Source organism: Sphingomonas sp. STIS6.2 (assembly GCF_000732685.2).
In the GTDB taxonomy this organism is placed as follows: Bacteria; Pseudomonadota; Alphaproteobacteria; order Sphingomonadales; family Sphingomonadaceae; genus Sphingomonas; species Sphingomonas aerolata.
This window is the reverse complement of sequence record NZ_JPDP02000131.1, coordinates 1-8,511: the sequence shown is the minus strand read 5'-3', so window position 1 is coordinate 8,511 and position 8,511 is coordinate 1. Positions and strand designations below refer to the sequence as shown.

Genomic DNA, 8,511 nt, shown 5'->3' with positions numbered 1-8,511 from the left:
GGGGGGGGGGGCAGCGGGGCGTCTTAAAAGCCAGCGGAACCAAAGGGGGACAAGTATCCGACCGGTTATGACAAAAACAGAGCAGGGCGGTGTCGGTTCCGCACATAGTTACAAAAATGCCCTGCCGGTCTAAGAAACGACAGGGCATTGCGAGCTTTCACCGCCGTTCCCCCCGAAAGGGCAGGACGCTTCAAGCACATGTGGAAACTGCTTAGCTTGTAGTGTGTTCCCAGTGCTCGCCTGTGATGCTCGCCCATCTGGTTGGTCGAACGGGCGTCAGCACTTGTCATCAAAGGATATGGTCGGCGATAACGCCCGCGACGCGCGGTGCTGAAACGCAGGCGCGCAGCCGGTCGGGGTTGGCACCTCCCAGGCGCGGTTACCGTTCATCAACAAGTTCAGAAGATATGTCACCGGTTAGCTATTTGATGGTGCCCTTCGATGCGCAAAAATCTCCTCCATGAGCACTTACGCTCGCTTGCGGTGAAGGGGCTTGGCGTCCTCGATACCCCTGCAGAGCCGAGCTTCGACCGCTTCGTCAACGAAGCCGCCTCTGCCTTCAAGGCTCCGATTGCGCTTCTTTCGTTAATCCACAACGAGGATCAGTGGTTCAAGGCCACGCATGGTCTGATACTATCTTGCATTCCCCGTGACAGCGGCTTTTGCGGACACGCGATCGACCATGAAGGCGCACTCGAATGTTGCGATCCACAAAGCGATCCACGCTTCGCTCATCTCGCTGTGGTCGCCGGCGATCCGTTCGTTCGTTACTATATTGGCGCACCGCTGCGACTATTGAACGGCATCGATGTCGGTGCCCTCTGCGTTGTCGACACCGTCACGCGGTCACCTGCTTCTGCCGATCAACGCGCATATCTGGTTGGCCTGGCACGCCAGGCAGCGATGGTTCTCGAAGGTCGGCGTGATCTCTGGCGTGCAAGGACTGCGGCATGATGCAGGTGACCTTATGTATCACACAGCAACATGATCTGCGCCTCGTATTCACAGCCCTACTGGTGTGCCTGATAGGTTCGGCCGCAACCATCCAGCTGTTCGAGCGGATCCTGTCGGCGAGCGGCACCAGCCGGGTAGGCTGGGTCATGCTGACCGCGGTCAGCACGGGAACCATGGTATGGTCTACCCATTTCGTGGCGATGATGGCGTTCCGGACGCAGGCGCCTGTCGTCCTCGATCCGATCCTTACCCTGGCGTCGCTGGTGCTTGCCATTGTCATTGCAGCGCCCGGACTTGCCCTGGCTGCGACCAAACGGCGATGGGCGGGTGCCGCTGGCGGCGGGATCATCGGCGTGGCCATTTCGACGATGCATTATCTCGGCATGTCCGCATACCGGATCGATGGTCTCGTCACATGGGATTGGCGCTATATCACCGCCTCGGTCGTCCTGTCCTCGGTTCTTGCGGCAGCTGCATTTCAAACGATCAACAGTGCTGGCCGCTGGCGAAAGGCTCAGGCGGCAGGCTTGCTCAGTCTCGCCGTGGCCGCGCTCCATTTTACCGGCATGGCATCGATGCATATCACGGTGCTACAACTGGGCTCAGGTCTGTCAGACGGCACCTTGTCCGCGCTCGGCGTCACGACAGCGGTTGCTGCTATGCTCGTGGTCGGATGCGCAGCCCTCAGCGCCTTGATCGACGGCCATACCCAGGGTGAATCCTACCGGCGGCTACGGCGCATGGCGTTGCACGACGGACTCACCGACCTGCCGAACCGGATGAGCTTCAACGATGAACTGGGCCGCAGGCTCGCGGTGCGAACGGGTCTTCCCTGTATGGCCGTCGTCATGCTCGACCTGTCGCGCTTCAAGGCTGTTAACGATACTTACGGCCATCAGGCCGGCGATCAGTTGCTGATCGCACTGTCTGCCCGTTTCTCGGCCGTGCTGAGGACGGGAGAATACATCTGCCGCCTGGGCGGCGACGAGTTTGCGGGGCTCATTTCCTATACATCGGCTGATGACCTGTCCGGCTTCCTGGATCGCTTGCACGAGACGTTCGTGGCGCCGTTCGAGTTCGATCGGTTCACCGCCTCGGTAAGCGCCAACATAGGCGTGGCACTGGCCATTCACGACGGTCGCGATGCCGACACCCTGCTCGCGAAGGCCGACCTTGCCATGTACCGGGCAAAGTCGCTGCATTCTAACGCGCCGTGTTTTTATCAGGCGGACATGGATGATGCCGTACGCGAACGTCGCGAGCTGGCCAATGACCTGCGCGATGCCGTTGCTGCCGGCAGCTTCGAACTGCATTACCAGGTTCAGGCATCGGTCAAGACCGGGGAGGTCACCGGTTACGAAGCACTCATCCGCTGGCAGCATCCAGTGCGGGGCGCGATTTCCCCTGTAACGTTTATCCCGATCGCTGAAGACAGCGGTCTGATTGTGCCGCTTAGCATCTGGGTATTACGGCAGGCGTGTTTCGAGGCGGCCCTCTGGACTAATCGCCATATTGTGGCAGTGAACCTTTCGCCGCTCCATCTCTCTGACCCGCAATTGGTTGAGACGGTTCGATCGGCCTTGCTCGACAGTGGGCTACCTGCCGAGCGGCTGTCGTTGGAGCTAACGGAAAGCGCGATCATTCACGATCGCCGCTTTGCCCTGAACCAGCTGCGCCAACTGAAAGCGATGGGGATCGCCATCGCGCTTGATGACTTCGGCGTGGGATACTCCTCACTGGACGTTTTGCGGGCTTTTCCCTTTGACCGTATCAAGCTGGACGCTTCGTTTGTTGCCGAGATCGAACATAGCGAACAGGCTGTCGCCATCCTGCGCTCCGTTACGGCGCTAGGCATCAGCCTCGACATGCCGGTGCTGGCAGAAGGCATCGAGCAGCCAGCACAGTTATCGATCGTAGCCCGGGAAGGCTGCGCTGCGATCCAGGGGTATCTGATCGGTAAGCCGTCCCGTTCGCTCGCCAGCCCGGACCAGGTTCGTCGCGCGATGCTATTGGCACCGCGGGCCGTTGAAGAGGACGCAGCTTTCGGCTGACGACCCTGAGCTTTGCGTGAAAGGAAGTGAGGAACTGACGTAACCCCAAATGCAGCGCAAGAACCCCCGCCTCGCCCGCAGGCTTTATGAGTCTCTTTTGATGCAAACCAGAATTTGATGCGAGGCCTAGAGAAACCGTGCGTTTCTAGGTGCTTTTGACGGCCATCTGTTGATGCGGATTGATGCACGAGGCAGGGTCTTTTCGATCGCCTCCTGCAGGCGCGCGCTGCGGCTCATTCGGCCTATATTTTTGCCCGAAATGCGGTGGCTGAGTGCGGCTGAATTGCGCATTACGCCGCCATTGGTCTGGGAATAGCCAGCCTACTACACGGGAAAACCCTAATATGCCTAACCTCGCAGGAAGTGCTGGCCTAACTGCCTGTGCAACCATGTCTTTCCAATTAGGGTTGAACCCTAATCAGGCCTAACATTCTGAGCCAAAAAACCTAACCCCATTGAAAAGAGACGACTTTTTCAATGTCGATAGTCAGGTTAAATGTTATAATTGGATTATATAAACATTAGGATAAAAGTTAGGTCAAAAACCGCAGAACTCCTTCAATGTTAGGAATTTTAGGGTTTTCCCGCGCCCTACTTTATATGCTGGATTTGCTACCGCTCCCTTCCGTTCGGGCGGCGAGGAGTGGGATCGCGCCCGACTCATGCAAGGCGGTAGCCAGCCCTGAAACCCGAAGCCTGCGGTCTTTCCGCACATACGAACGACAAGAGTCGGAAGACGTACCTTGACCGGCTTTCGGCGCCGACTTCAGAAACCGACAGCAATATGAAACGGAGCGTTTCCCACGATGATATGTTTGTCGTTGGAGAAGTGTGGCTACCCTAATTCAGTCGGCGTTATTCAGTCGCGATGCGGCATTACGCGCCGCCCAATGAAGGACTAAAGTAATGTCGCAGGCCAATGTTATTAATTTTACAACTCAGATTGAAGGCATGATTGCATTTGCTGATGCTGCTCAGGATTTTGTTTTGGCGGCATGGCTAACTGAAGCGCTGATTCGAATGAAGGCGCATGATAATTCTGTAGAAACTCAAATCTGGGGTAAGTCTAGCGCGGTAACCTTGGAAGAGTTCGGGGGTGTGCATGAGCGACTACGACGAAATGGCATCACTAGCTGAGTCGATACTAGAATTTCGACGGCAGCGTTCGCGAGTTTTCCCCAAAGAAATCTTTGGTGAACTCGCGTGGGAATTGCTGCTTGAGGTCTTTATCGCCGACGCCAGGGGGGATGCGATAACTGCCCGTATGACACTCGCTAAAAATGCTGGAGCCGGGGCCGTGATGTCGCGGTGGCTTAAGTACCTCACGGCGGAGGGGATACTGTTAGGGGACGGTGATGGAAACCTTGACGATGAGCTTGTACTTTCAGGTAAGGGTATGAAAGCAATCGAGGAAATACTAACAGTGGCACGTGATCTAAAGCTATCACTGCATTCTGCCACCATTCCGAATAAGTGAATGTTTATCGGCCGTTTCTACTAAAGGGAAAGTATAGGCCCAAGCGAGAATAGGCGGGGGAGCGTTTACCCGCAAGAGCCTATACCATTACCTCTGAGAGGCACACGTCTAACACGTTGGCAGGGAAATTGGTTCAAGCAGAACCAGTCTGAATTGAATATCTCGATAGATCGATAGAGAGGGTAACAGCTTCATTCCCGGCTGATACGGATTTTTCGACAGCTCTGACCGCTGAATGGCGATAACGTGAGGAAAGCGGACGGTCCGGTTAAGGGGAGGCGGACTGTGATAGCCGAGCTTGCGCAGCGCTGCCGCCTTTCCCGATCGGGACGGTTGATTGGGAAAGCGCACCGCGCTGATTCCCAGCCGTTCGGCCGCTCGTCGGACGATAGCGCGATTAACATCGGCAACGACACGGTCCCGCGAATCACGCGATAAAGCTCGGCCCATCCATATCAGCCTCTTTCGCGAGCACGGATCGTGAATCAGAGACGACCGCCGTGAAAATCCCTGATGATCCAGCTCGCTGCTTTGGTGAAAATTTGCGACAAATTCCTGAGTTTAACCATCGGGCAACCCTTTGCATTCCAGTAAACTGCAAGTGATAAATAGGGCGGATGTCATGCGCGGCACGAAGGCGGGGCTCCTGCGATCGGCGGCATTGGGCTGCGGGTTGTTTCTCGGTGCATGCGGCAGCGGCGGTGGTGGTGGCATCAATTCGACACCGACGCCGCCTGACGCATCCGTCCCGCCAACCACGCCAGCGCCTGTTCCTACACCAACGCCCACTCCGACACCCGCTCCGACAGCGACGAATTCCGACACACGCGAATACCGCGCGACGGTGGGTGCGGTGTCGATGAATGCGCTCGCAGCTTATAATAGGGGTGCGACCGGCCTGGGCATCGGCGTCGGCGTCATCGACAGCGGCATCGACCTGCAAAGCGAGGAGTTCGGTAGCCGTATCTCCACCGCCTCGACCGGGGTCGCCGGCAACACATCGATCGACGACGAGGGAGGGCACGGCACCGCCGTTGCCTTCACCCTCGCCGGAAGGCGCAATGGCACCGGCACGCACGGCGTCGCGTTCGATTCAACGCTGATCGTGTTGCGCGCGGATCGCCCCGGCACCTGCGTCGGCGGCACCACGGACGACGCCGAATCGGGCTGCAAGTTCTTCACTGATGCGATCACCCGCGGGGTCGATACCGCGCGGACAGCAGGTGCGAAGGTCATCAATATCTCGCTTGGCGGATCGGCGATGCCGCAAAGCCTGAAGGATGCCGTCGGCCGGGCGACGCTGGCCGGGATCATCGTGGTGATCGCGGCAGGCAACGACGGTACCGACAATCCCGACCCCTTCACCAATGTCGCCAATGACAGCATCGCTCGCAACATGGTGATCATCGCGGGTTCGGTCGGTGCAGGCGACACGCTGTCCACGTTCAGTGACAAGGCTGGCACGGGCGCTGCACACTTTCTCACCGCAGTCGGCGAGCGGGTCCCCGCACCGGACAATAACGGGGCTAATTTCCTCTGGTCGGGAACGTCGTTCGCCGCCCCGCAAATCTCCGGCGCAGTCGCTTTGCTCGCGCAGGCGTTCCCCAATCTTAGTGGCGCGCAGATCGTCGACATACTGTTCAAGAGTGCGCGCGATACCGGCGCCGCAGGAGTCGACGCGATCTATGGCAATGGCGTGCTCGACCTGACGCGCGCATTCCAGCCGCTCGGGACGACGTCGGTCGCGGGGTCGAGATCTGCGATCTCGTTCGTCACCAACGGCATGCTGTCGGCACCGATGGGCGATGCCGCGCAGGGGTCGCTGGGCGCGGTCGTCCTCGACGGCTACGCCCGTGCCTTCGCGACCGATCTTGCCCCGACGATCGGGCGCAGTGCACCATCGCCAACGTTGGGCGGCATGCTCCAATCAAGGACCCGGGCGGTTGCCGTGGCGCGTGGCGGCATGACCGCGTCGATGACGTTGGTGCCGAAGTCCCGTGGTTTCGGATCAGGTAGCACAGACAATGATAATACGCGGTCGATCCTGACCAGGGCCGACGTTTATCCAAACGCTGGTCCGAATAGCGGGTTCGACGCCGGGCAATCGCGTGCGATTGCCGCAACGATGACCCAACGGCTTGGCGAGACGCTGTCGTTCGGGCTCGGCGTTGCGCAGGAATCGACTGCAATAACCGCGCAGCTGACGGACCAGTATGAACCGGCGTTTCTCGTTGCCACCATGTCGGGCCTCGGCTTCGACAGCAGCGCGCGGGCGTCGAGCGCGGTGCGGCAGCGTTTTGGTGGGTTCGGCGTGACTGCGGGGATTGAAACCGGCGATGTGCTGTCGCGCCGCGAGGCAGATGGATTTGCGCGTACCGGCTGGCGGCGGTCAGGCTATGAGCGCGTCGCTATCGGTGTCGATCGGCAATTCGGCGCGGTGTCGACGTATGTCTCGGCTACCCGGATGAGCGAGCAGAATACGTTTTTAGGTGCGAGACTCGATGCCGGGCTAGGTGCTGCGCGTGCAGCGAGCTGGTTTGCCGATGCCAAGGCGCGGCTCGACGGCGGCGATGGCTGGTCGATCGGCGGCTCGTTTCGCCAAGGCTGGTCCAGCATGCATATCCGCGGCGGTCTCAACGGCGGCGGCATGCTCCATACCCGAGCATTCGCAGCCGATATCGGCAAGGCGGGCCTGTTCGGTACCGACAGCATCGGCCTGCGCATCGCCCAGCCTCTGCGGGTCGCACGGGGCGGGATCGATCTCGCGCTGCCGACCGACTATGACTATGCGACCAGCCAGGTAACCGGCTGGACCACGCAGCGCCTGAACCTCACGCCAAGTGGCCACGAGCTTGATATCGAGGCCCGGTACAGCCTGCCAGCGTTTGGCGGCGGACTTGAATCCAACCTGTTCCTGCGCCGCGACCCCGGCAATTTTGCGAATATTCCGACCGACTACGGTTTGGCGGTACGCTTCAACCGCGGATTCTGACACGCGGGGCAGCTTAACTACCGGCCCGGATCCACGCGGTCTGACTGGCTGTCCTGATTGTAAGATGGTGGCCAAGCCTTGGACGGGATCTCAGCGATGCAAGGAAGAGGGCAGCGAAAGCAACAAGGGGTCGGTTCAGGCCGAGGACAAAATGGCACCTTAGATATTACCTCCCAGCTATAGGCCATGAAGGTCAACCGCCATCGAGGCAATTTTGGGCGGTATCCACAAGCAGATTACCGCCTCGGCGTCGCACATATCCTGAGTTTCGGACGTCTCGAAAGTCGCTGGTTTTGCGACAGTAAGTGGCCGAAGGCAGCGTCCGTGTATCGCAAAAGGGGTTCCTTTTGCAACGACAGGAACGCCCAACAGCCGACATTGCGCATATGCTCCGTTATAAAAGCAACGGCACCTGAACGGTTGGGAGCAGTTCGAGGGTGTTTGAGCGGACGGTTACCGGCAACATCATCGCCGAAGGATGACCACTCTCTCGCCCCACGTATACGACATTAATCTGCGCATCGAGTGAGCCGGAACAACCCATTTGAACATAGAGCAGGTCGGTCGCCCTGGTTAGAGCCGCGACAAGCTTGCTGATCTCCTTCTGCGGCAATGCTACGCCGTTGCGTTTGACCAGGGCATTCACCACACCCTGTCGGAAGCGCCATCGCAGACTGACTGAAAAGCTGCCGTTCGGCTTGCATGAGATTGAATTTGTGAGCGCCTGGTCCGTCTTGGTCGCGGGAAACTCGTTCACCGGCACTGGAAGAGATGAAGACACCTGGGCGGCAAACGTGAAAGCGAACCCGATCAGCATTCAGGCGGGCGCAGGAGCGCAACTAAGGGACCGGCGAGGTGCAAAGCATCGCCCTTTCGGAATGAGTAGGTGCAGGTCAGCATGGTACCCCAAGCCTATTCTACTTTCACCCAGCAATGTCCGCTTTCCTCTCCATCCCGGCCATTCGTGATGCAAAAATCAAAAGTTTTGCATCACGCTAATTGGATCAGTCGTCTGCTATCTCAGCCGCACCAGCTAG

General features: G+C 58.8%; 6 protein-coding genes. 5 read left to right on the top strand and 1 reads right to left on the bottom strand.

Features of this window, described 5'->3' with window-relative positions; genetic code table 11:
* Positions 1-441: 441 nt before the first annotated feature.
* The 5 genes from sphst_RS14110 to sphst_RS14095 all read left to right on the top strand — a co-directional run bounded on the left by sphst_RS14110 (position 442) and on the right by sphst_RS14095 (position 7,474).
* The gene (locus sphst_RS14110; RefSeq protein WP_031395643.1) at positions 442-954 is read left to right on the top strand and encodes a GAF domain-containing protein; all 513 of its coding nucleotides are present in this window, start codon (positions 442-444) and stop codon (positions 952-954) included.
* A complete protein-coding gene (locus sphst_RS14105) occupies positions 951-3,005 on the top strand; it encodes a putative bifunctional diguanylate cyclase/phosphodiesterase (RefSeq protein WP_031395644.1) in 2,055 nt (684 codons plus the stop codon). Before sphst_RS14110 ends, sphst_RS14105 begins: the two co-directional genes overlap by 4 nt.
* Positions 3,006-3,911: 906 nt before the next feature.
* The gene (locus tag sphst_RS20675; RefSeq protein WP_159043645.1) at positions 3,912-4,142 is read left to right on the top strand and encodes a hypothetical protein; all 231 of its coding nucleotides are present in this window, start codon (positions 3,912-3,914) and stop codon (positions 4,140-4,142) included.
* Entirely contained in the window at positions 4,108-4,482 is a 375-nt protein-coding gene (locus sphst_RS14100; RefSeq protein WP_031395645.1) for a hypothetical protein, read from the top strand. Before sphst_RS20675 ends, sphst_RS14100 begins: the two co-directional genes overlap by 35 nt.
* 859 nt (positions 4,483-5,341) lie before the next feature.
* Positions 5,342-7,474 carry a S8 family peptidase gene (locus sphst_RS14095; RefSeq protein ID WP_031395646.1) on the top strand — a complete coding sequence of 711 codons (2,133 nt, stop codon included), beginning with the start codon at positions 5,342-5,344 and terminating at the stop codon, positions 7,472-7,474.
* A gap of 394 nt (positions 7,475-7,868) precedes the next feature.
* Here sphst_RS14095 and sphst_RS14090 read toward each other — a convergent pair whose 3' ends face one another.
* The gene (locus sphst_RS14090; RefSeq protein WP_031395647.1) at positions 7,869-8,291 is read right to left on the bottom strand and encodes a hypothetical protein; all 423 of its coding nucleotides are present in this window, start codon (positions 8,289-8,291) and stop codon (positions 7,869-7,871) included.
* Between the last annotated feature and the right edge of the window lie 220 nt (positions 8,292-8,511).